Source organism: Planosporangium spinosum (genome assembly GCF_049999945.1).
Lineage (GTDB): Bacteria > Actinomycetota > Actinomycetes > Mycobacteriales > Micromonosporaceae > Planosporangium > Planosporangium spinosum.
Genome location: NZ_JBLYUB010000011.1, coordinates 47,201 through 70,246 on the forward strand (window position 1 = coordinate 47,201; position 23,046 = coordinate 70,246).

The window sequence follows — 23,046 nt, forward strand, 5'->3', positions numbered from 1 at the left end:
TTATGGTCCATCACCGTGCTCCAGCTTGAGATATCAGACCTGCTCACATCGACGGACCCGCGTACCGGTCAGCGCCTTGCCGTCCGCCGCGCGGACGTGATCGGCCAGCTCGAGGCGCACGGCGACCATCGTGCTGCCCGCATCGTCGCCAACCTGCCCACCAATCACGACGACGTCCTAGACCCAGTAGCCGTCGACCGGTTGTTGGTCAGCGTGCACACCGAACTCCAGCGCCTCAGTGAGGAGCTGCGTATCGGCGAACGCCTGGTACACGTGCTTGGCCCGCTGTTCACCGCTGTTCGCGCGACGACCGAGTCCGCTGGACCCTTGCGCCTGGTTGACGTCGGTTGCGGCCTCGGCTACCTGGTTCGTTGGCTCGCCACCACCCATGCGCTCGGCCAGAACGTCGAGCTCATCGGTGTCGACCTCGACGCCGCTCTGGTCAGCGAGGCCGCCCGCCTTGCCCAGGCTGAAGAACTCGACTGCCGCTTCGTCCACGGCAACGCCTTCGACCTGCCCGAGGCCGCAACGGTCTACGTTTCCACCGGCGTGCTGCACCACTTCCGCGGTCCTGCATTGGCGGAGTTCTTTCAGGCTCAGGCCGCATCCCCGGCTCTCGCCTTCTGCCACTACGACATCGCCGCGACCCGACTCGCGCCCCTCGGCGCTTGGGTGTTCCACCACGCCCGAATGCGCCACCCACTCGGCCGCCACGACGGCGTCGTCTCGGCATTGCGTGCCCATAGCGACGAGACGCTCCTTAGGGCCGCCGCAGTCCCAGGCATACGTCCGCTGCTCTACGAACCACGCGGCAGATCCAATCCCTTCTGCACCACGCTGCGCCCCGTCATCGGGATCCGCCCCCATCTGGAGGTTCCGCTGCGTCGGGCCCTGGGACGCGCTTCCCGCAGACTTGTCGGCCGAGAGCACATAGCCGGGGTTGATCGATGACCCCCGCCCTGCCGCTCGTCGCGCTCGGCCTGGTCGACGCGGCGTTCAGCGGCTTTCGCGCCTACGCCGGACGCGACGCCCGCATCCGCAAACGCCGCGCCATCGCCCAATCCGCACTGCGCGGCCTGGCCATCGGCTCCGTCCTGTTCCTTGCCCCCGCAGTGACGGCGGGCGCTGTGCTACTGGCGGCGGACGATCAGACCCGCGCCTACGCTGCCCTCGCCGCCGGCGGCGTCGGTTACCTGCTTCCGCTCGCGGCCTACGCCGCCACCGTTGTGCTGTCATTGGCCGCCTACTTCGTCCTGCCATTCCGCGCCAGCACCCTCGCCATGGTTGTCGGCCTTGGACCGCTGACCCTGTTGCGCCCGCTCGCTATTGCCGCGGCCTGCCTCGGAGCGCTGCTCAACGGTGGAGGGTGGACGTCTCTACTCGTGGGCGCGGTTGCGGGCGGCGCCGTGCTCTGCGTCGAACCGGTGGTCCACCGACGCTGGTACGCCTCAGTGCTCGGCTGAACCTTCTGCGTTCGCTTGATACCGGAGATGACCACGACTCCACCCCCGTTACCTCTTTGATCGTCCCCAGCCGGGGACTGCTCGGTCGCTCGGCCCGGTATGACTGACCGCCCCTGTAGCACCGATGATCCGGGGAGGTGTTGTCGCCGGTCCGGGAAGTGTTGTCGGGCCGGGGGGCGTTGTCGCCGGGCCGGGTGGCGTCGGCGGACCGCTAATAGGGACACGGCCACCCGAGTATCGGGACAGGCCTCTTCGTAACGTGGCTGCTGACAGTCCGACACCCACACCGGTGGCCGGGCCCTGGTGCGCAGCACGGCGTCAAGCTGGCCCAGGTGCTCCGCGGCCTGTCTCGGGCACCGAGGTGGGACTCGAACCCGCAACCTCCCGAGTACAGGTAGTGAGGTCGGTAGCGGTCGGACACAAGGTCAGGCCGCTCCTCTCGGTCTCGTGTGGGCCGGCTCGGTACGGCCGGTTGCTGCACTTCACTGCCGTGTGCGCCACGAGGCGCTGGATCGTCGAGAGGGGTGAGAGTCCTCTCCGTTGGGCCGTCGTAGCGGCCCGGTCGAAGCTGGAGGCAGCCCCGGAACGCCCTGAGCCATGCCGCAGGGCGGGCAGCGGGTCAGGAGGCTGTGGCGGGCTTTTTGGTGGGATCGGCCGAGGTGGCGCCGTGAGTGGGGCGGCGGGTCAGGACCTGGGGGCCGGAAGCCGTGATGGCGATTGTGTGTTCGGAGTGGGCGGTGCGGGAGCCGTCGGCGGAGCGAATCGTCCAGCCGTCGTTGTCGAACGTGATTTTGTCGGTGGAGCGGCAGAACCAGGGCTCGATGGCGATGGTGAGGCCGGGTTCGAGTTTCATGCCGCGGCGGGCGCGGCCGTTGTTGGAAACGTGCGGGGCCTCGTGCATGGTGCGGCCGATGCCGTGGCCGCCGAACTCGGCGTTGACGCCGTAGCCGTAGGAGTGGGCGACCTCGCCGATCGCGGCGGAGATGTCGCCGAGGCGACCGCCGGGCTGGGCGGCGGTGATGCCGGCCTCCAGTGCGACCTCGGTGGCCTCGATCAGCTTCAGGTCGGCCGGGTCGGGGGTGCCGACGATGACGGAGAGCGCGGAGTCGGCGACCCAGCCGTCGATGCCGACCGCCATGTCGATGCTGAGCAGGTCACCGTCCCGCAAAACATAGTCGTGCGGCAGGCCGTGCAGCACCGCGTCGTTGACCGACAGGCAGAGCACGTTGCGGAACGGGCCGCGGCCGAACGAAGGGGCGTAGTCCCAGTAGCAGGATTCGGCGCCGCGTTCGGAGATCCGGCGGCGGGCGTGGTGTTCGAGGTCCATCAGGTTGACGCCGACTGCGGCGACACCGCTCAACTCGGCGAGCAACTCGCCGACGAACTGGCCGGTCACCGCCATCCGGCCGATCTCCTCGGCGGACTTGAGTTCGATCACGACAGCCTCCTTCTCCGAATGCGGTATTTTTATACCATGCCAGGTCGGGGACTCTCGGAGGGATATCCTGCTGGCATGGTTCGCCAACCACTCACCGCCGAACAGATCGCAGCTGGCCAGCGCCTCGGAGCCGCCCTCCGGGCCGCGCGGGGCGGCCGCAGCCTGGTAGGGGTGGCCCTGGCAGCCGGCATCTCCCCGGAGACGCTGCGCAAGATCGAGGCGGGCCGCCTTCCCGCACCGGCGTTCGGCACTGTGGTCTGCCTCAGCCAGGCCCTCGACGTCCCCCTCAGCGACCTGGCCGACGTCTGGCTGGCCGACATGCCCATCCGCCAGGCGTCCTAGAGACCAGCCGCGGGTACGGATTAGCCGCCCGGCGGGCGACGTGGACGATCAGGCACCGGCGGACGCCGACGCTGACCACTCCCCAGCGGACCGGTACCCGCGCTACGGCGCGGTGTGGCTGTCACGCCGCGCGCCCAGCTCACCGCCGGCCGGCACTACCAGGCCCGCGGCTGGAGGCCCTGGCACCGGTTCACCGCCGCGGCCATCCTCGCCCTGGCCGTGCTCGCCGGCTGCGCCGCCCGTGCGACCGAACCCGCCCCGGCCGATCCGACCCGCTACGCCCGAAATCGCGACCCGATCGCGTTGACCATCACCGAAACCCGCCGCCTGATCAACGCCCTCATCATCAGCCCGGTCCACGACCCCGCTCACGCCCTGCACTGGTCGCGTTGACGACGACACCACCAAGCCCGCGCCCGCCAAGCCCACTACCAGCGAAGACTTACCCTGAACCGATAAGTGCCACGGGAGTACCAGACGCCCCGTCGACCCCGCCTCAGACCCCACCCTCAACTGGCGTCGCGCCCCTGCGGCTGTCGCGGGTCGTAACGGCCCTCCAAGTAAGCGATGAACCTCTCCGGGTGCTGGACATACGTACTGATGGTGCTCGGCCGGTGGTTACCTGCGGCAAGCAGCTCCTCGTGGTACCGAGCCAGTTCCGCTCGCACAAGAAGTGGCTTCCGCCGTGCGGGCACAACATCTTCGCAGGACCTGCGCTGGACCGGCACCGACGGTCCGGGAGTCAGCAATACGGTGGCGGTCATGCCGCTGACCCTGCCGACCCACCCGGTCGCCGTCATACCGCTGAAGCTGTGGCGTCCCCGTTGGTTCGACGGCGTAGCCCTGGTCATCGGCGCGATCGCGCCCGACGTCGCCTACGTCGCCGACGGATACGGCGTGACCATTCACAGCCACGCTTGGCACGCGCCGTTGTGGTGGGCCCTGCCGATCACCCTAATCGCCGTCCGGTTGGTCCGCTGGGCGGCGGCAGCGATCGCTGTGCACCTGCCAGCCGGCGGCCCGCTGGCGCTGCGCGACTATGGCATTCTCGCCACGGTGCGCCATCGCTGGCACGTCACCACGATATCGGCGCTGCTCGGTGCGATCAGCCACATCGGGTGGGATGCATTCACCCACCCGGCCGTCGACGGCGGCCGTATCCTCTTCCCCGCGCTGCACCATCAGGTACGGCCGGGCATGCCATGGTGGGGCCTGCTGTCCACGGCGTCAGACCTTGCCGGGTTCGCCGCCGCCACAGCGCTGGCCGTCCACATCGGGCGGGGGCGACTCCTTCGGCGGTGGCACGGACCGCCGCCGCCGACCGTCCGCCGACCGGTCGCGTTCTGGTCGACCGTTGCCCTGGTAGTCACGATCGGACTGGCCTTGCTGCCGGCCCAGCCGGTCCGGCTGTTCCACGACCAGGCAGTCCGAGCCATGCTCATTACCGGCTTGGCGCTGCTTGCCGGTGCCGTGGCTGTCCGACCGCGTGCCGCCAGGACACCACGGCGACCGGACGAGTCGACCGTGCCCACCAACGCATCTGCGACGACCGGTTGAATCTGGGTAGCACCCGTGCCGACGAAAGCGAACCGGAAGCGGCGTGAGACCGCACCCAAGAACAAGACCGGTCTTCAGTTGTGCCCGGCCCGTGCCAGATGACCTTGGATCGGATGCTGCCGGCCAACACGAAAAGAGAGCCGACGGCGGGACTCGAACCCGCAACCTTCCGATTACAAGTCGGGTGCGCTACCAATTGCGCCACGTCGGCAGGCGTACCGGTGACGGTACCCCTGAGATGGTACGCGGCCACCCGACCGGAGCGGCGCGGCCCCGACGGCATGCCGAACCGGCGATGAATCAGTGCCGAACCGGTACGAAACGGTCCTCAAGCCCGGCGGAACCTGCCGCGAACCGAGCTGATCCGGAATCGACGTCTTGGCAGGGGATCAGAACCCATCTAGGTTGTGTGGACTGGCCACCTCCCGGCCAGGTCTTTCACTCGGATCGTCCGGCACGTTCCTGCCGGTGAAAGGGAGTACATCGTCATGGCTACCGTCAAGTACGACAAAGCCACCCGGATCTACCCGGGCACCTCGCGGCCTGCGGTCGACGGTCTCGAACTCGAGATCGGCGACGGGGAGTTCCTGGTCCTCGTCGGCCCCTCCGGCTGCGGCAAGTCCACCAGCCTGCGCATGCTCGCCGGCCTCGAAGACGTCGACCAGGGCGCGATCTACATCGCCGACCGCGACGTCACCAACCTGCCGCCCAAGGCGCGCGACATCGCGATGGTGTTCCAGAACTACGCGCTCTACCCGCACATGACGGTGTACGAGAACATGGCGTTCGCCCTCAAGCTGCGCAAGACGCCCAAGCACGAGATCGACGCCCGGGTGAAGAAGGCCGCCGCGATGCTGCAACTCGAGGAGTTCCTGGGCCGCAAGCCCAAGGCGCTCTCGGGTGGTCAGCGCCAGCGCGTCGCGATGGGCCGCGCGATCGTCCGCGAGCCGCAGGTCTTCCTCATGGACGAGCCGCTGTCCAACCTCGACGCCAAGCTGCGGGTGCAGACCCGTTCGCAGATCGCGACGCTCCAGGCCGACCTGGGCATCACGACGGTGTACGTCACCCACGACCAGGTCGAGGCCATGACGATGGGTCACCGCGTGGCGGTCATGCTCGACGGTGTGCTCCAGCAGGTGGCCAGCCCGCGTGAGCTGTACGACCGTCCGGCGAACGTCTTCGTCGCCGGCTTCATGGGCTCGCCGGCCATGAACATCAAGACCGTTCCGCTGACCGAGGCCGGCGCGAAGTTCGCCGACATGATTCTGCCGCTGGAGCGGGCGCAGGTCGAGGCAGCGGCCGCCGACGGCGGCGACAAGCGCGTACAGGTCGGTTTCCGGCCCGAGGACACCGACCTGGTCGGCCCGAACGACGGCGGCATGCCGATCAACGTCGACCTGGTCGAGGAGCTGGGCTCGGACGCGTACGTCTACGGCACGGTCGCCCTCGAGGGCCAGAACGAGCGGATCATCGTCCGCGCCGACCCGCGTCGCGCCCCGAGCCTCGGCGACACGGTGTACGTGAAGCCGCGCGCCGGCCACCACCACGCGTTCCACACCGTGCACGGCCGCCGCCTCTGACCCTGGGGTCGTCCGGTAACGCCGGAAAAACGAACGACACGACGACGGCCGCCATGGTGGACTGCCCACCATGGCGGCCTTCGTACTCTCCGCGTTCGTCCTGGCGATGCTCCCCGGACCGGCCACGGTCCTACTGATCCGCGAGGTGGCCAGCGGCAACCGGCAGCGCGTCGTGGGCGTGATCGGCGGTATCGAGGTCGGCATCTTCGCCTGGGCGGTGCTGTCCGGCCTGGGGGTCGCGGCCCTGGTCGCGGTGAGCGCCCTGGCGTACACCGGGTTGCGCGTCGCCGGCGCCGCGGTCCTGATCCTGCTCGGCCTCCAGACCCTCTGGTACGCGTGGCGGCGCCGGCCCGAGCCGCCGAAGCCGCTGCTGCGCCTGACCGGGTTCCGCGGTGGCCTGCTGACGAACCTGGCCAACCCGAAGGCGGCGGTCTTCGCGTTCTCGTTCTATCCGCAGTTCATCCCGCACGGGTCGAACGCGCTGGCCTACAGTGTCCTGCTCGGCACCGTGCACGTACTGATCGACGTCTGCTGGTACACGGTGCTGGCCGGCACCCTCGCGAAGACGCGGGACCTGTGGGCCCGGTCGGCGGTGAAGCGGTGGATGGAGCGGATCGTCGGCGCCGTCCTGGTCGCGCTGGGACTGCGCCTGGCGATCGACTGAGCGGCCCGGACGCCACCCGGCGCACCCGTCACCGTGACGCCTGGACGCCGCCCGGCACACCCGTCACCGTGACGCCTGGACCGGCTCCTCCGGGCCCACGAACGTGTCGCTGCGCGCGTCGCCGTCGTCGCTGCCACCGAACACCCGGGAGTCGTCCGGCGCGTGCCCGTCAGCGGTGCCGCGGTCCAGGGTCCGGCGCCGGCCCCACTGCCAGACGTGCGCGTCGTCGCCGTCGCCGACCTCGGCGCGCAGCCGCGGCAGGGCGGTCGGCCGGTGGTCGCGTACCCAGGCCACCAGATGCTCGCGGACCAGGCAGCGCAGGTCCCACAGATTGCCGGAGTTGGCCGCGCTGACCAGCGCCCGCAGCCGCACCATCCCGCCGGTCGCGTCGGTCACCTGGAGCACGCACACCCGGCCGTCCCACAGATCACTGGCCTCGACCATGCGGCGCATCTCCTCGCGTACCGCCTGCACGGGGACCGACCAGTCGACGTCGAACTCGGCCGTACCGAGGACGGCCGACTGGGTACGGGTCCAGTTCTGGAAGGGCTTGGTGGTGAAGTACGAGGTGGGCAGGATCAGCCGGCGGTCGTCCCAGATGTGTACGACCACGTAGCTGAGCGTCATCTCCTCGATCCGGCCCCACTCGCCCTCGACCACGACGACGTCGTCGAGCCGGACCGCGTCGCTGAACGCCAGTTGCAGGCCGGCGAAGACGTTGCCGAGGACGCTCTGGGCGGCCAGGGCGGCGACGGCGCCGATGACGCCGGCGGACGCGAGGACGGTCGCCCCGACGCCCCGCACGCTGGGGAACGTCATCAGCATGACGCCCACCGCGAGCACGGTGACCACGGCGACGGTGATCCGGCGCAGCATGACCACCTGGGTACGGATGCGCCGGGCCTGCCGGTTGTCGGGTACGTCCATCCGGAAGCGGGCCAGCGCCGCGTCCTGGAGTACCAGCAGCAGGGAGGCCACCAGCCAGGCGGTCGCCGCGATCAGGATCAGCCCGAGCACGTGCAGCAGTATCCGGCGCCAGGGCCGGTCCGCCGCGTACGCCGTGGTGGGCTGGACCGCGATCTGGACGGCGAGCAGCGTGGCGGTCAACTGCAACGGCCGGTGTGAGTGCTCGGTCAGGGCGGTGAGCAGCAGGGACCGTCTACCGAGCCGCCGGACGGCTCGGTGCACCACCTCCACCGCGGCCAGTGCGATCACCGCCGCTCCGGCCGTGGCGGCGATCGCCCAGAGCGCGCTCTGCACGTGTGTTACCCCTTCCGGTCGTACGGGGCCGGCACGGACCGGACGGCACGGCCGCATCGGGGCAGCGGCTCTCGGTCGCGCGGTGCCGGCGGCGCACCGGTACGGGCCCGCCAGCGAGGCTGGCGGGCCCGTACCGGTGCGACCTCATGAACATCTGCAATCGCGTACCCACCGGGGTGGTGGCTCAAAACGACCCATAGTGGTCGTACAGCCCACACCGTGGGTGCGTGGCCGGCCGGATCACCCGACCCGGGGACAACGACACCGACCTCCCGGACCGAAGCCGGCCATCGTCACAGCGGCGGGGTGGCCAGTTCCCGGGCGGCGGCGCGGCGGCGGGCCACCTCGGCCATCGAGACGGCCCCGGCGACCGAGGCGTTCAGGGACTCCACCTCCGAGGCCATCGGGATGCTCACCCGCAGGTCACAGGTCTCCCCGACGAGGCGGGACAGCCCGCGCCCCTCCGAGCCGATGACCAGGACGATCGGCTCGACGGCCACCTCGAGGTCGTACAGCTCGACCTCGCCGTCGGCGTCCAGCCCCACGACCGTGAAACCCTGGTCCTGACAGGACTTGAGCGCCCGGGTCAGGTTGGTCACCTGCGACACCGGGATCCGGGCCGCGGCGCCGGCGCTGGTGCGCCACGCGGTCGCCGTCATCCCGGCGGCCCGCCGCTCGGGGAAGAACACGCCGTGCGCCCCGAACGCGGCGGCGGACCGGACGATCGCGCCCAGGTTGCGCGGGTCGGTGACCCCGTCCAGCGCCACCAGCAGCGGCGCCACCTTCTCGGCGGCGGCCGCGATCAGGTCCTCGAACGGCTCGTACGCGAACGGCGGCACCTGCAGCCCGATGCCCTGGTGCAGCACGCCACCGGTCATCCGGTCCAGCTCGGCGCGGCCGACCTCCAGCAGCGGGATGCCCCGGTCGGAGGCGGTGCGGACCGCCTCGTTGACCCGGTCGTCACTGTCGATGCCGTGCGCGATGTAGAGCGCCATCGCCGGTACGTGCGCGCGCAGCGCCTCCAGCACCGGGTTGCGGCCGACGAGCAGCTCCGGCGCGTCCTTGGGCGGGATGGACTTACGTCCCGGCGCGACCCGGGGTCCGCTCTTCCCGGCTGGCTTGCCGCCCTTGGCGCCGGCGCCCTTCTTGCCGGGCGTACCGATCTTCGGGGCGCGCCCCTCGGCGGCCGCCTTGCGCCGCTCCTTCTCCTGCTTCCAGGCGGTGCGCTCGGGCAGCGGCTCGTCGCCGGAGTACGCCTTGTGCCACGGCCGTTCGGCGGCGGGCAGGGTGCGCCCGCGTCCGGTCAGGCCCTGCCGGTTCTTACCCCCCGAACCGATCGTCGGCCCCTTGCGGGGGGTGGAGCGTCGACTGCGACGCTGGGAGTTACCGGCCATCAGGCACCATCCGAAAGAGTCCAACGCGGGCCGGCGGGAGTGTCCTCCACGACGACACCGGCCTGCTTGAGCTGGTCGCGTACGGCGTCCGCCGCGGCCCAGTCCTTACGTGCGCGGGCGGCTGCCCGCTGGTCGAGCGCCAGCGCGACGAGCGAGTCGACCACCCCGGTCAACTCGGCACCCGCCTCGCTGGTCCACTGCGGGTCGAGCGGGTCGAGGCCGAGGACGCCGAGCATCCCGCGTACCCGGGTCAGGGCCGACGCCACCGCGGCGTCGTCGCCGGCCGACAGCGCGGCGTTGCCCTCGCGTACGGTGTCGTGCGCCACGGCGAGTGCCCGGGAGGTGTTCAGGTCGTCGTCCATCGCCTCGACGAACTCGGCCGGCAGGTCCCTGCCCGGCTCCCCCGCGCCGACCCGCTCGGACGCGCGCTGCACGAAGCCCTCCAGCCGGCGGTAGCCGGCGGCGGCCTCCTGGAGCGCCTCGTCGGAGTAGTCGATCGCGGAGCGGTAGTGCGGCGCGGTGATGTAGTAGCGCAGCTCGACCGGCCGGACACCCTTGGCGACCAGCGCCTCCACGTTGAGCACGTTGCCCAGCGACTTCGCCATCTTCGTGCCGCCGAGGTTGAGCAGGGCGACGTGCATCCAGTGGCCGGCGAAGCCGAACCCGGCGGCGCGCGACTGGGCGATCTCGTTCTCGTGGTGCGGGAAGATCAGGTCGAGACCGCCGCCGTGGATGTCGAACTCCTCGCCGAGGTAGCGCCAGCACATGGCGGAGCACTCGATGTGCCAGCCGGGGCGGCCGGGGCCCCACGGCGAGGGCCAGGACGCCTCCGCCGGCTCGTCGGGCTTGGCGCCCTTCCACAGCGCGAAGTCGCGGGGGTCGCGCTTGCCGCGCGCCGGGGCGTCGTCGGCCGGCTCCATCGCGTCGACCCGCTGGCCCGACAGTGCGCCGTAGGCCGGGTACGACCGGACGTCGAAGTAGACGTCACCGCTGCCGTCCTCCGCCGGGTACGCGTGGCCCTTGTCGATCAGGAGCTTGATCAGCTCGTGCATCTCCGGGATGTGGCCGGTGGCGCGCGGCTCGTACGTCGGCGGCAGCACCCCGAGGGTCACGTAGTCCCGGGCGAGCCGGCGCTCGTTGGCGTAGGCGATCGCCCAGAACGGCTCACCGGCTTCGACGGACTTCACCAGGATCTTGTCGTCGATATCAGTGACATTGCGGATGAACCGGACGTCATACCCGGAACGGATCAGCCACCGCCGCAGCACGTCGTAGTTGACGCCGCCGCGAAGGTGTCCGATGTGCGGTCCACCCTGCAGGGTGAGGCCACACAGATAGACCCCCACCCGGCCGGGGGTCCGCGGGACGAAGTCCCGCACCGTGCGGGTCGCGGTGTCGTACAGCCTCAACGTCACATCTGTCAGGGTAGCCGCCGGGCCACCGCCGCCGGTGACCCCCACGACCGACGCGGGACGGAACCGGTACACACGCGCGAGGTCGTCCACGTAGATTCTGCCCGTGGCAACGGAGACTGCGCAGACACTCGACCGCGGACTACGGCTGCTGCACCTGGTGGCCGAGGCGCCCGGCGGGCTGACCGTGACCGAGGTCGCAGCGCGGCTGGGAGTCGGCCGGGCGGTGGTGTACCGGCTCGCCACCACGCTCGCCGAACACGGCATGATCCGCCGGGACCCGGCCGGCCGGCTGCGGTTGGGCGCCGGCGTACTGCACCTCGCCCGGCGGGCGCAGCCGCTGGTGGCCGACGCGGCGCTGCCGTCGCTGCGGCGGCTCGCCGAGCAGGTCGGCGCGACCGCCCACCTGACGGTCGCCGAGGGCGGCGAAGGGTTCGCGCTGGCCGTCGTCGAACCGAGCTGGACACAGTTCCACGTCGCCTACCGGACCGGATCGCGGCACCCGCTGGAACGGGGTGCGGCGGGGCGGGCGATCCTCGCCGGGCGTACCGGCGCCTACGGGTACGTGACGAGCGCCGGCGAACTGCAGTCCGGCGCGTACGGGGTCGCCGCTGCCGTGCCGGGCGTCGACGGGCTGGAGGCGAGCGTCGGCGTGGTGGCGCTGTCCGCGCTCGAGGTGGACGTGGTCGGACCGCGGGTGGTGGCGGCCGCGGCGGCCGTGGCCGAGGCGCTGTCCTAGGACTGGTCGGCCGCCGGGCGGGTCATGGCGAGGACGTCCAGGACCCGGTCGAGGTCCGCCTCGCTGATCTTCCCGCTCTCGACGTGACCTCGCTCGATCACCACCTGGCGGATCGTCTTGCCTTCGGCCAGCGCCTGCTTGGCGATGGCAGCGGCCTCGTCGTAACCCAGGTACCGGTTGAGCGGCGTGACGATCGAGGGTGAGCTCTCGGCGTACGTCCGGCAGACCCCGGCGTTGGCGGTCAGCCCGGTCACCGTCCGGTCGGCGAGCAACCGGCTGACGTTCGTCAGCAGCCGGATCGACTCCAGCAGGTTGCGGGCGATCACGGGCAGCATGACGTTGAGTTCGAAGTCGCCCTGCGACCCGGCGAACGCCACCGCCGCGTCGTTTCCGTACACCTGCGCGCAGACCTGGCGGATCGCCTCGGGGACGACCGGGTTCACCTTCCCCGGCATGATCGACGAGCCGGGCTGCAGGTCGGGGATGGCGAGCTCACGCAGCCCGGCGCGGGGACCCGAACCCATCCACCGGATGTCGTTGGCGATCTTGTACAGGCCGGCGGCGATCGTCCGGAGCTGCCCGGACGCCTCGACGAGGCCGTCCCGGGCGCCCTGTGCCTCGAAGTGGTTGCGCGCCTCGGTCAGCGGCAGCCCGGTCTCGTGGGCGAGCCGCTCGATCACCAGCCGGGCGAACCCGGGCGGGGTGTTGATCCCGGTACCGACGGCGGTGCCGCCGAGCGGAAGCTCCGCGATCCGCCCGAGGCTGGCCTGCAACCGCTCGACGCCGTAGCGCATCTGTGCCGCGTACCCGGAGAACTCCTGCCCCAGGGTGACCGGTGTGGCGTCCATGAGATGGGTACGCCCCGCCTTGACCACGGAGGCGAACTCCGCCGCCTTGGCCTCCAGCGCGTCCGCCAGGTGGTCGAGCGCCGGGATCAGGTCCCGCGCGACCGCCTCGGTCGCCGCGAGGTGCACCGAGGACGGGAAGACGTCGTTGGACGACTGGGACGCGTTCACGTCGTCGTTGGGGTGCACGCTGACGGCCAGGCGGGTGGCCGCCAGCGACGCGAGCACCTCGTTCATGTTCATGTTCGACGACGTGCCGGAGCCGGTCTGGAACACGTCCACCGGGAAGTGGTCGTCGTGCTGGCCGGCGGCCACCTCCCCGGCAGCGGCGATGATCGCGTCGGCGACCGTGCGATCGACCACCCCGAGTTGGGCGTTGACGGCCGCCGCGGCGGCCTTGATCTGCGCGAGGGCCCGGATGTGGCGGCGCTCCAGCCGGCTGCCGGAGATCGGGAAGTTCTCCACCGCCCGTTGGGTCTGCGCCCGGTACAACGCGTCGGCGGGGACGCGCACCTCACCCATCGTGTCGCGCTCGACGCGGAAGTCCACCATGCTCCCTATCGTGCCCACCCGGAGGTCCGGCGAACCGCGAGACGTTCCCGGCGGGCCGTCAGGCGCCCAGCCGGTGCGCGGCCTCGTCGGCGGCGGCGCGCGGCGACGGTACCCGCATTCGGCGCAGGCCGGAATCGAGATCGGCCAGCCGGCGCTCGACGTCGGCCCGCTCCGGCACACCGAGCTCGGCGAACAGCACCTGCGCGATCTCCCAGTGCTCGCGGGCCCGACCCGGGTCGGCGCCCTCCCAGGCGTCGCCCAGGCCGGCGTGCGCCCGGGCCCACTGGTACCGGTCGCCGGCCCGTTCGGCCTGGGCGATGGCGCGTTCGTGCAGCTGCCGGGCCTCTTCGGTCTGTCCGGCGGCACTGAGCGTGGTGCCCAGATCGTTGCGGATCTGGCACTCTCCGGCGAGGTCGCCGACCGTCCGCATCAGCTCCAGCGCCTGCCGGTGCGCGGCGATGGCCTCGGTGTGCCGGCCCCTGCCGCGGTAGGCGTTGCCCAGGTCGGAGAGGGTCTCCGCGGCCCCGTACCGGTTGCCGACCTCCAACTTGAGCTGCCACGCTCGGGTAAGCAGTGCGACCGCGACCGTGAGGTGCCCGAGCCGGACGTGCACCGCGCCGAGGTCACCGAGGGCGACGGCCTGCTGGTACCGGCTTCCGATCGCGCGGGCCGCCGCGAGGTGCCGGCGGTGCTGGTCCAGCGAGTCGGTGTAGTGACCGAGGATCATGTACACGTTGCCGAGGTTGGCCAGCAGCCGGATCATCTCTTCCGCGCCGAGTTCCCCCAGGAGCGCCATCGCCTGCCGGATGTGCTCGACCGCCTCGGCGAACCGTCCCAGCTTGCGGTAGGCCAGGCCGAGGTTGCTCAGCGTGGTCGACTGTCCGACGACATCCCCGAGCCGACGGCGGATCTCCAGCGCCCGGTGGAGCTGAACCACCGCCTCGTCCCACCGACCCTGCCGGCTGTTTCCAGAGGCGAGGTAGTTGTGCGCACTGGCGATCGCCGCCTCGTCGCCGAGCTTGCGCGCCGCGGCCAGCGCCAGCGTCTGGCTTTCGACCAGTTCGCCGGTGTAGCCGTGCAGCCAGAGGTAGACCCACAGGGCACGGGCCAGCTGGAAGACCGCGCGCGACCAGCCCAGCTGCGCGGCGAGCCGGAGGCAGGCGACCACGTTGAGCCGTTCCTGCTCCAGCCAGGCCATCGCCCCCTCTTCGCTACCGAACCGTGGCACCCATCGCGGTGGCGCCGGCAGGTCGAGCCCCTGCCGTGCGTACGCCGGCTCGAGAAGGGCGGTTGCCCGCGCCGTCACGTACAGGTAATGGTCGATCATCCGCCCGGTCGCCTCGGTACGCTCGGCCGCGCGGTCGTGGGCCGTCGCCAGTTGCCAGGCGTACTCGTGGAGCAGGTCGTGCAGCCGGTAACGGTGCGCCGTCGGCGCCTCCAGAAGGTGGGCGTCGACGAGGGCTTCGAGGACGTCCTGCGCGGCATCGGCGTCGAGGTCGGCCAGCGCGGCGACGGCGTGGACGCAGAAGGAGTTCGGCGGGTGCAGACCGAGCAGCCGGAACACCCGCTGGGCGGTCTCGTCGAGGTGCTGGTGCGACAGCGCGAACGCCGCCGCGACGGTGCGCCCCTCGGCGGCGAGTTCGGTCAGCGGGTCGTCGGCCCGGCGCAGCCGGTCGGCCAGGTCGGCGACCGTCCAGGACCGGCGGTGGGTCAGCCGGGCCGCGGCCAGCCGCAGCGCCAGCGGCAGGTACCCGCACAGCCGGGCCACCTCCGCCGCCGCTTCCGGTTCGGCGTCGACCCGGTCGCCGACCACCCGGGCCAGCAGCCGTACCGCCGCGGCCGGTTCGAGCACGTCGAGTGACAGGTGGTGCACCCCGTCCAGCCCCCACAGCCGGCGCCGGCTCGTGATCAGGGTGAGTACCCGCGAACCGCCCGGCAGCAGCGGCGCCACCTGTGCGGAGTCAGCGGCGTTGTCGAGGACGACCAGTGCCCGGCGGGTGGCCAGCTCACTGCGCCACAGCGTGACCCGCTCGTCGAGCCCCTCGGGGATTCCGCGGGCTGGTATGCCCAACTGCCGCAGCAGCGCGTCCAGGGCGTCGGCCGGGTCGACCGGCGCCTGCTCGCTGTGGCCGTGCAGGTCGATGAAGAGCTGCGCGTCCGGGTACCGCTCGGCGACCCGGTGCGCCACGTGCACCGCGAGGCTGGTCTTGCCGGTACCCGCCATGCCGTCGATGACCTCGATGACCGGAGTCGCCGGGCCGGCCTGCGGGTCGTCCGGCACGACGCCGAGCAGTCGGGCGACCGACTCCTCCCGGCCGGTGAAGTCGACGACGTCGCGGGGCAGGGCGTGCCGGGGCGCCGGCCGCGGCGGGGGCGGGTCCGGCGCGGGCCGCTGCACCAGTAGGTCCGGATCGCGGTTGAGGATGCGCCGGTGCAGCTCCTGAAGCTGCGGGCCGGGCTCCAGACCCAGCTCCTCGGCGAGCGCCTCGCGGCCCTGCCGGTACACGGCGAGCGCGTCGGCCTGCCGGCCCACCCGGTACAGCGCGAGCATGAGCTGGCCGCGCAGCCGCTCCCGGACCGGGAAGCGTTCGACCAGGTCGGTCAGCTCGCCGAGCAGCTCGTGGGCCAGCCCGAGCCGCAGCTCGACGTCGATGCAGTCCTCCAGCGCGGCCGAGCGCTGCTCCTCCAGGCCGGCGGCGCCGATCTCGACCGGCCGGCTGCCGATGCCGGCCAGGGCCGGGCCGCGCCAGAGGGCGAGCGCGGCGCGGAGCTGGGTGCGGGCCTCCTCCAGCCGGCCGGCCGCTACGGCCTCCCGGCCGCGGGTCACCCGCTGGGCGAAGACCAGGGAGTCGAGGTCGGCGGCGGCGACGCGGGCGACGTAGCCGGCCGGGTCGGTGACGATGACCTCGTCGTCGATGCCTTTCTGACGGAGAGCGCGGCGCAGTCGTGAGACGCAGCTGTGTACCTGAGCCCGCATCGTCGGCGGCGGCGCGATCCCCCACACCGCCTCGGCCAGCCGTTCGACCGGCACGACCTCGCCTGCGTAGAGCAACAGCATGGCCAGCGCGGTGCGCTCCCGGCCGGCCCCCAGTGTGGTCTCCGTCTGCCCTACCTGGATCCGCAGCGGACCCAGGATGCCAAAACGCATGCCTTCTCCTGCCCGGGCAATCGCTGTTCGTAAGTATGCCGAACGGCTGACAGTACCCATGACCGGACACCTGCGATCAATCACATTTCGTACTGACAGACGGCGGTTATCCGTCCCGACCCGGTCACCCGTCGCGCTTCCGGGGCACCATCCCGGAGCCGTCAGCGGCCCGCACGACAGGGCGGTGAGCCTGCCCGGAAGGCCGGTGAGCGGCCTGGTAGGCCAATGAGAGGGAAACGGCAGCGGTCTGCGGCAGACTGTCCACAACGAGCTGAGCTGCTGGCTTCGCGCGTAAGCGAACCGGGGAGGTTGCCAGCGCGCTCGCCGTGTCAGTGATCCGACGCAGTGGCGGACGTCGGATCACCCGAATGGCGGTGGTGCCGGCAGTTCCCTCCCATGGCGCCGGCACCACTCCCATTACCCGGGATCCCGTTCTCCGGAATTTCCCGCCCGGGATCCCACTATTCGGAACATGCGGCCGGTCAGCGCCTGCCGATGGTCAGCACGGGCTGGCTGGTCTCGGCGAAGAAGTCGTTGCCCTTGTCGTCGACCACGATGAACGCCGGGAAGTCGACGACCTCGATCTTCCAGATCGCCTCCATGCCCAGCTCGGGGTACTCCAGGACTTCGACGTGCTTGATGCAGTCCTGTGCCAGGCGGGCGGCCGGGCCACCGATGGAGCCGAGGTAGAACCCGCCGTACCGCTGGCAGGCCTCGGTGACCTGCTTGGACCGGTTGCCCTTGGCCAGCATCACCATCGAGCCGCCCGCTGCCTGGAACTTCTCCACGTAGGCGTCCATCCGGCCGGCCGTCGTCGGCCCGAACGAGCCGGAGGCGTACCCGTCGGGGGTCTTCGCCGGGCCGGCGTAGTAGACGGCGTGGTCGCGCAGGTAGTCGGGCATCGGCTCGCCGGCGTCCAGCCGCTCGGCGATCTTGGCGTGAGCGATGTCCCGGGCGACGACCAGTGGCCCGGTCAGCGACAGCCGGGTCTTGACCGGGTACTTCGCGAGTTCCGCGCGGATGTCGGCCATCGGGCGGTTGAGGTCGATGTGGACGACGTCGCCCTCGGTGTCGGCCTCGGTGACGTCGGGCAGGAACCGCGCCGGGTCGGTCTCCAACCGCTCCAGGAAGACACCCTCGGCGGTGATCTTGCCCAGGGCCTGCCGGTCGGCCGAGCAGGAGACCGCGATCGCCACCGGGCAGGAGGCGCCGTGCCGGGGCAGCCGGACCACGCGCACGTCGTGGCAGAAGTACCGGCCACCGAACTGGGCGCCGATGCCGAAGTTGCGGGTCAGCTCCAGCACCTCGGCCTCCAGCTCGAGGTCGCGGAAGCCGTGCGCGGTCATGTCACCGCTGGTCGGCAGGTTGTCGAGGTACTTCGCCGAGGCGTACTTGGCGGTCTTGAGCGCGTACTCCGCGCTGGTGCCGCCGATCACGATCGCCAGGTGGTACGGCGGGCACGCGGCGGTGCCGATCAGTCGCAGCTTCTCCTCCAGGAACTGCATCATCCGCTTCGGATTCAGCAGCGCCTTGGTCTCCTGGTACAGGTAGCTCTTGTTCGCCGAGCCGCCGCCCTTGGCCATGAAGAGGAACTTGTACGCGTCGTCGCCCTCGGCGTAGATCTCGATCTGCGCCGGCAGGTTGGACCCGGTGTTCTTCTCGTCCCACATGGTCAGCGGGGCGAGCTGGGAGTACCGGAGGTTGAGCCGGGTGTACGCGTCGTACACGCCGCGCGCGATGGCCTCCTCGTCGCGGCCGTCGGTGAGCACGAACCGACCGCGCTTGCCCATCACGATGGCGGTACCGGTGTCCTGGCACATCGGCAGCACCCCGCCGGCCGCGATGTTCGCATTGCGCAGCAGGTCGAGCGCGACGAACCGGTCGTTCGGCGACGCCGCCGGGTCGTCGATGATCGACCGCAACTGGGCCAGGTGCGCCGGCCGCAGGAAGTGCGCGATGTCGTGCATCGCCTCGTCGGTGAGGCGGGTCAGCGCCGCCGGCTCGACGTTGAGGAACCGGCGGCCGCCGGGGCCGTCGACGATGTCGACACCATCGGTGGTGACCAGGCGGTACTCGGTCTGGTCCGGGCCGAGAGGAAGCAGGGGCGCATATGCGAACTCGGGCATGAGCGCGAGCGTAACGCCGCTGTCACCGTGCTCCGTCACAACTGCCGGCACGTTGTGGTCTCACGGTGTGTCGAAGACCACAGCTTCTCGGACGTTGTGGCGATCATGGGCCGACAGTCGGGAGTCGGCGGCAATCCACGGCGGCAGCGTTCACGGGTCGGTGGTGAACCGCAGTACCCCGACCGTACGTCCCCGGGCCACGACCAGCCCGGCCGGCCCGGCACCGAGCACCGAGGCCTGCGTCTCGACGTCGACCACGCCGGCCCCGCCGGCCCGGTCGTACGCCCGTAGTCGGCCGGCGGCGCGATCGGCGACGACGACCGCGTACCGGGTGAGCGTGACGTCACCGGCGACCCGCCGGGCCCACCTCGTACCGCCACCGTCCAGGCTGACCAGCGCGACCGCCGCGCCCGCACGGACCACGGCGTCCCGGCCGTCGATGGCCGGCACCGTCTCCCCCGGCGCGCCCACCCACACGTCCCGCCCGTCCACCGTGGACACCACCGCCGCCCGGCCGTCGTCGCGGGTGGCGAGGAGCACCCGCCCCGCCCCGGTCGGGTCGCGGCGCTGTTCACAGCCGGCGCCGGAGGCGGTGCCGGGGTCGTACCCGTCCGTGCGCCACACGACGCGGCCGCCGGCGGGGTCGCGGGCCTCGACGGTGTACCGGCAGCGCCCGCCGGCGCGCTCCGCCGACGAGCGGATGACCCGCCCGCCCAGCACGGTCACCCGGGTCGCGGCGGTGGGCTTCTGGGCCCGCAGCCGGCTACCGGTGGCGGTGTCCACGACCTCGATCCGCCCGTCGACCGGCAGACCCAGCAGCGGCGGCAGGTCTCCGCCCGCCGCCCGGACCCCGGCCAGCAGCCGCGCGCCGGGCGGGAGGGCGGTGGTCCAGCGCGCCGCGCCGTCGGTGGTCGACCGCGCCGACAGCGCGCAGTCCCGGCCGGCCGGGCAGGCCAGCGAGAGCAGCGCGTCGCGGTAGGCCCAGACCCCGATCCCGGGGTCGTGCCAGCGCACGCCGCCCGATACCGGGTCGACCACGTCGTAGCCGCCGTCGCGGCCCCGGCCGAGGACGACAGCCGCCGCGGCGCCGTCCCCGGCGACGGCGACCCAGTGCGCCTCCCGGCTCCACAGCGGCCGCCCGTCGGACGCGTCGTGCACCTCCGCCCCGCTCCGGGTACCGAACACGACCGCGCTCCCCGCGACCGCCGCCGTCGTCGGCTGGTCGCCGAGGCGGCGCTGCCAGGCGGCCTCCGGTGTGGAGAGGGAGCCGAAGCGGGCCAGCGAGTCCGTCAGGGTCCGGCCGGCCGTCGGCAGCGGGTTCCGGTCGGTGACGATGAGATAGGTGAGGACCAGCGCCACGACGCCGACGAGCGCGAAGAACGCCTGGATCCGGCCGAGCGCCCGCCCCGTGGTCACGTGATCCCTCAGGCCCGCCGGCACTCAGCTACGTCTATCCCTGCCACGCCGCAACGGTAGCCACCCTCCATGATCGGCACAATGGCACACTGGTACCCGTGACGAGGGCACACTGGTAGCCGTGACGAGCCGGCCGTACACGCTGCTCAGCTGTGCCGTCTCCATCGACGGCTACCTCGACGACACCAGCCCCGAGCGGCTCCTGCTGTCCAACGAGGCCGACTTCGACCGGGTCGACGAGGTACGTGCCGGCTGCGACGCGATCCTGGTCGGCGCGAACACGATCCGCCGCGACAACCCCCGCCTGGTCGTCCGGGCCCCGGACCGGCGGGCCGCCCGGGTGGCCCGCGGGTGGGCACCCGACCCGGTCAAGGTGACCGTCACCGCCGGTGGCGACCTCGACCCCGCCAGCCGGTTCTTCACCGCCGGAGAGTCCGAGAAGCTGGTCTACTCGCCGGCCCCACCGGCCCGGCTCGCCGGCGTGGCGACCCTCGTCCCCGCGCCGGACCTGCGCGCGGTCCTCGCCGACCTGGCCGCGCGCGGCGTACGTCGGCTGATGGTGGAGGGCGGGGCGACCGTCCTGGCCGACCTGATCGCCGCGGACCTGGCCGACGAGCTGCACCTGGCCGTCGCCCCCCGCTTCGTCGCCGACCCCGGTGCGCCCCGCTTCACCGGCGCCCCGGGCCGGACCGCCCTGCTGGTGGACGTCACCGACCTCGACGGCGTCGCCGTCCTGCGGTACCTGCTGTCCCGGGCGGCCGTCGACCGGCACTGGCTGGGCGTCGCGATCGCACAGGCGCGGCGCTGCCCGCCGTCGCGGACGGCGTACTCGGTGGGTGCGGTCATCGTCGACGCGGCGGGCCGGGAGATCGCCCGGGGGTACTCGCGGGAGACCGACCCGGCCGTGCACGCCGAGGAGGCGGCACTGGCCAAGGCCGACCCGGGCGATCCGCGGCTGGCCGGCGCCACGATCTACAGCTCGCTGGAACCGTGCAGCGTCCGCCGGTCCCGCCCGGCCTCGTGCGCCGCGCTGATCCGGGCGGCCGGGATCCCGCGCGTGGTGTACGCCTGGCGCGAGCCGGTGCTGTTCGTCGACGGACACGGGGCGGAGGAGCTGGCCGGTGCCGGCGTCGAGGTGGTCCAGGTGGCCGACCTGGCGGCCGAGGCCCGGGCCGTCAACGCCCACCTGCTGCCCGGCCCGCCGCCCTGACCCCGCCGCCCCTCCCGACCCTCCCGACCCTCATCCGTGATCGCGGAAACTGTTCCGTCCGGAAGCACGGACAGGTCTCCGTGATCATGAAGAAGACGGGGAAGCGGGGGCGGCGGCTTCGTGGACGAGCGGGAGGGTCCGGTACGGGATCTGCTCGGCGAGCGCGATGATCGTCGAGGCCCGCACGATCCCCTCGTACCCGACGACCCGGTCGATCACCCGCTGGAGGTCGGTGTTGGAGCGCGCCACGATCCGGCACAGCACGTCGGCGGAGCCGGTGATCGTGTACGCCTCCAGGACCTCGGGGATCTCGCCGAGGTGGGCGGCGACCGGGTCGTGCCCGTAGCGCTGGCTGATCTCCAGCGTGACGAACGCGGTCACCCCGTACCCGAGCCCGGCGGGGTCGATCTCCGGACCGAACCCGCGCACCACCCCGCGCTCCACGAGCTTGTCGAGCCGGGCCTGGACGGTGCCCCGCGCCACCCGCAACCGGCGCGAGCACTCCAGGACGCCGATGCGCGGCTCGGCGGCGAGCAGCGCGAGCAGGCGCGCATCGAGCGCGTCTATGGACAAGTTGACCACCTCGAGACCGGCTTGACCCGACGATCTGTACAAGCTGACCACCGAGAATAGTTCCTGTTGCCCAGTGGCGGCGGCTGACTGACCCTGTGTGCAACCGCACACGGGAGGAGTCAACGATGACCCAGGCGATCGACCGCCCCGAGATCACCGACGACAGCACCGAGACCGACCGGCTCGTCGGCGCCGTCGCCCACGACATCGCCACCGACCCCTTCCCCGTCAAGGGGCTCGACCACGTCCGCTTCTACGTCGGCAACGCCAAGCAGGCGGCGCACTACTACTCGACCGCGTTCGGCATGACCTGCGTGGCGTACCGGGGCCCGGAGCAGGGCTACCGCGACCACGCCGAGTACGTGCTGACCTCCGGATCGGCCCGCTTCGTGCTCGTCGGCGGGGTGCACGCCCAGGCCGAGGCGACCCAGCACTACGCCCGGCACGGCGACGGCATCGTCGACATCGCCCTGGCGGTACCCGACGTCGACGCCGCGTACGCGTACGCGCTCGCGCAGGGCGCCACCGGTCTGGAGCCCCCGCACGACCTGACCGACGGGCACGGCACCGTCCGGGTCGCGGCGATCGCCACGTACGGCGAGACGCGGCACACGCTCATCGAGCGGTCGGGGTACAGCGGACCGTTCCTGCCCGGCTTCGTCTCCCGTGAGCCGATCGTGCGGCGCGACCCGGCCGGGCCGAAGCGGTACTTCCAGGCCGTCGACCACATCGTCGGCAACGTGGAGCTGGGCCGCATGGACGAGTGGGTCGAGTTCTACAAGCGGGTCATGGGCTTCACCAACATGGCCGAGTTCATCGGCGACGACATCGCCACCGACTACTCGGCGCTGATGAGCAAGGTCGTCGCCAACGGCACCCGCAAGGTGAAGTTCCCGCTCAACGAGCCGGCGATGTCGCAGCGAAAGTCGCAGATCGACGAGTACCTGGAGTTCTACGGCGGCCCGGGCGCGCAGCACATCGCGGTCGCCACCAACGACATCATCGCCAGCGTCGACGCGATGCGCGCGGCCGGCGTGGAGTTCCTGGACACGCCCGACTCGTACTACGACGACCCGGAGCTGCGGGCCCGCATCGGCGAGGTCCGGGCACCGATCGAGGAGCTGAAGGCGCGCAAGGTCCTGGTCGACCGGGACGAGGACGGGTACCTGCTGCAGATCTTCACCGCGCCGGTGCAGGACCGCCCGACCGTCTTCTTCGAGCTGATCGAGCGGCACGGTTCGCTGGGCTTCGGCAAGGGCAACTTCAAGGCCCTGTTCGAGGCCATCGAGCGGGAGCAGGAGCGCCGCGGCAACCTGTAAGACTGTCT

The 23,046-nt window shown here is 71.7% G+C and carries 19 protein-coding genes, 1 tRNA gene and 1 pseudogene; 11 read left to right on the top strand and 10 right to left on the bottom strand.

Annotation, left to right across the window (positions count from 1 at the left end; translation table 11 throughout):
* Positions 1-15: 15 nt before the first annotated feature.
* On the top strand, positions 16-951 hold the full coding sequence (locus ACNTMW_RS16470) for a class I SAM-dependent methyltransferase (protein WP_426634504.1): 936 nt from the start codon (positions 16-18) through the stop codon (positions 949-951).
* Positions 948-1,463, top strand: coding sequence for a hypothetical protein (locus ACNTMW_RS16475; protein WP_426634505.1), 516 nt, complete (start codon positions 948-950; stop codon positions 1,461-1,463). The genes ACNTMW_RS16470 and ACNTMW_RS16475 overlap by 4 nt, the downstream gene beginning before the upstream one ends.
* A 619-nt stretch (positions 1,464-2,082) precedes the next feature.
* On the opposite strand, the gene map is transcribed toward ACNTMW_RS16475, so the two are convergent.
* Positions 2,083-2,901 (bottom strand): type I methionyl aminopeptidase, encoded by an 819-nt coding sequence (map, locus tag ACNTMW_RS16480; RefSeq protein WP_426634638.1) that lies wholly within the window; start codon positions 2,899-2,901, stop codon positions 2,083-2,085.
* A gap of 75 nt (positions 2,902-2,976) precedes the next feature.
* Here map and ACNTMW_RS16485 point away from each other — a divergent pair, with 75 nt between their 5' ends.
* The 3 genes from ACNTMW_RS16485 to ACNTMW_RS16495 all read left to right on the top strand — a co-directional run bounded on the left by ACNTMW_RS16485 (position 2,977) and on the right by ACNTMW_RS16495 (position 4,800).
* A complete protein-coding gene (locus ACNTMW_RS16485; protein ID WP_426634506.1) occupies positions 2,977-3,243 on the top strand; it encodes a helix-turn-helix domain-containing protein in 267 nt (88 codons plus the stop codon).
* 114 nt (positions 3,244-3,357) lie between these two features.
* On the top strand, positions 3,358-3,636 hold the full coding sequence (locus ACNTMW_RS16490) for a hypothetical protein (RefSeq protein ID WP_426634507.1): 279 nt from the start codon (positions 3,358-3,360) through the stop codon (positions 3,634-3,636).
* Positions 3,637-4,005: 369 nt separating this feature from the next.
* Positions 4,006-4,800 (top strand): DUF4184 family protein, encoded by a 795-nt coding sequence (locus ACNTMW_RS16495; RefSeq protein ID WP_426634508.1) that lies wholly within the window; start codon positions 4,006-4,008, stop codon positions 4,798-4,800.
* A gap of 138 nt (positions 4,801-4,938) precedes the next feature.
* Here the strand turns inward: ACNTMW_RS16495 and ACNTMW_RS16500 are convergent.
* Positions 4,939-5,011, bottom strand: a tRNA-Thr gene (locus ACNTMW_RS16500).
* A 277-nt stretch (positions 5,012-5,288) separates the two neighbouring features.
* Between ACNTMW_RS16500 and ACNTMW_RS16505 the strand changes: the two genes are divergently transcribed.
* Together ACNTMW_RS16505 and ACNTMW_RS16510 are read left to right on the top strand one after the other, a co-directional pair.
* Positions 5,289-6,380 (top strand): ABC transporter ATP-binding protein, encoded by a 1,092-nt coding sequence (locus tag ACNTMW_RS16505; RefSeq protein ID WP_426634509.1) that lies wholly within the window; start codon positions 5,289-5,291, stop codon positions 6,378-6,380.
* A gap of 70 nt (positions 6,381-6,450) precedes the next feature.
* Positions 6,451-7,044, top strand: a complete 594-nt coding sequence (locus ACNTMW_RS16510) for a LysE family translocator (RefSeq protein ID WP_426634510.1) — start codon at positions 6,451-6,453, stop codon at positions 7,042-7,044.
* Positions 7,045-7,107: 63 nt separating this feature from the next.
* Here ACNTMW_RS16510 and ACNTMW_RS16515 read toward each other — a convergent pair whose 3' ends face one another.
* From ACNTMW_RS16515 to cysS, 3 genes are all read right to left on the bottom strand, one after another.
* Positions 7,108-8,304: a mechanosensitive ion channel family protein gene (locus ACNTMW_RS16515; protein ID WP_426634511.1), complete on the bottom strand. Its 1,197-nt coding sequence runs from the start codon at positions 8,302-8,304 to the stop codon at positions 7,108-7,110.
* A 293-nt stretch (positions 8,305-8,597) separates the two neighbouring features.
* Positions 8,598-9,698 carry a 23S rRNA (guanosine(2251)-2'-O)-methyltransferase RlmB gene (gene rlmB / locus ACNTMW_RS16520; RefSeq protein WP_426634512.1) on the bottom strand — a complete coding sequence of 367 codons (1,101 nt, stop codon included), beginning with the start codon at positions 9,696-9,698 and terminating at the stop codon, positions 8,598-8,600.
* Entirely contained in the window at positions 9,698-11,113 is a 1,416-nt protein-coding gene (cysS, locus tag ACNTMW_RS16525; protein WP_426634513.1) for a cysteine--tRNA ligase, read from the bottom strand. Before cysS ends, rlmB begins: the two co-directional genes overlap by 1 nt.
* A gap of 94 nt (positions 11,114-11,207) precedes the next feature.
* On the opposite strand from cysS, the gene ACNTMW_RS16530 reads away from it, so the two are divergent.
* Positions 11,208-11,849: an IclR family transcriptional regulator gene (locus ACNTMW_RS16530; RefSeq protein ID WP_426634639.1), complete on the top strand. Its 642-nt coding sequence runs from the start codon at positions 11,208-11,210 to the stop codon at positions 11,847-11,849.
* Here ACNTMW_RS16530 and ACNTMW_RS16535 read toward each other — a convergent pair.
* The 4 genes from ACNTMW_RS16535 to ACNTMW_RS16550 form a co-directional block, all read right to left on the bottom strand.
* Positions 11,846-13,246 carry a class II fumarate hydratase gene (locus ACNTMW_RS16535; RefSeq protein ID WP_426634514.1) on the bottom strand — a complete coding sequence of 467 codons (1,401 nt, stop codon included), beginning with the start codon at positions 13,244-13,246 and terminating at the stop codon, positions 11,846-11,848. The two genes, ACNTMW_RS16530 and ACNTMW_RS16535, sit on opposite strands and share 4 nt — an antisense overlap.
* A 58-nt stretch (positions 13,247-13,304) precedes the next feature.
* Complete coding sequence (locus tag ACNTMW_RS16540) at positions 13,305-16,394, bottom strand: AfsR/SARP family transcriptional regulator (protein ID WP_426634515.1); 3,090 nt, start codon at positions 16,392-16,394, stop codon at positions 13,305-13,307.
* Positions 16,395-16,876: 482 nt separating this feature from the next.
* On the bottom strand, positions 16,877-18,520 hold the full coding sequence (locus ACNTMW_RS16545; protein ID WP_426634516.1) for a fumarate hydratase: 1,644 nt from the start codon (positions 18,518-18,520) through the stop codon (positions 16,877-16,879).
* 150 nt (positions 18,521-18,670) lie between these two features.
* Positions 18,671-19,936: a hypothetical protein gene (locus ACNTMW_RS16550; protein WP_426634517.1), complete on the bottom strand. Its 1,266-nt coding sequence runs from the start codon at positions 19,934-19,936 to the stop codon at positions 18,671-18,673.
* A gap of 121 nt (positions 19,937-20,057) precedes the next feature.
* Between ACNTMW_RS16550 and ACNTMW_RS16555 the strand changes: the two are divergent.
* Positions 20,058-20,687, top strand: a pseudogene (locus ACNTMW_RS16555) (RibD family protein); the annotation flags it as partial.
* Entirely contained in the window at positions 20,679-21,146 is a 468-nt protein-coding gene (locus tag ACNTMW_RS16560; RefSeq protein WP_426634641.1) for a deaminase, read from the top strand. The pseudogene ACNTMW_RS16555 and the gene ACNTMW_RS16560, both read left to right, overlap by 9 nt.
* 84 nt (positions 21,147-21,230) lie before the next feature.
* Here ACNTMW_RS16560 and ACNTMW_RS16565 read toward each other — a convergent pair whose 3' ends face one another.
* Positions 21,231-21,728 carry an Lrp/AsnC family transcriptional regulator gene (locus ACNTMW_RS16565; RefSeq protein ID WP_426634518.1) on the bottom strand — a complete coding sequence of 166 codons (498 nt, stop codon included), beginning with the start codon at positions 21,726-21,728 and terminating at the stop codon, positions 21,231-21,233.
* A gap of 116 nt (positions 21,729-21,844) precedes the next feature.
* Here ACNTMW_RS16565 and hppD point away from each other — a divergent pair, with 116 nt between their 5' ends.
* Positions 21,845-23,038, top strand: a complete 1,194-nt coding sequence (gene hppD / locus ACNTMW_RS16570; RefSeq protein ID WP_426634519.1) for a 4-hydroxyphenylpyruvate dioxygenase — start codon at positions 21,845-21,847, stop codon at positions 23,036-23,038.
* The last annotated feature ends 8 nt before the right edge of the window (positions 23,039-23,046 follow it).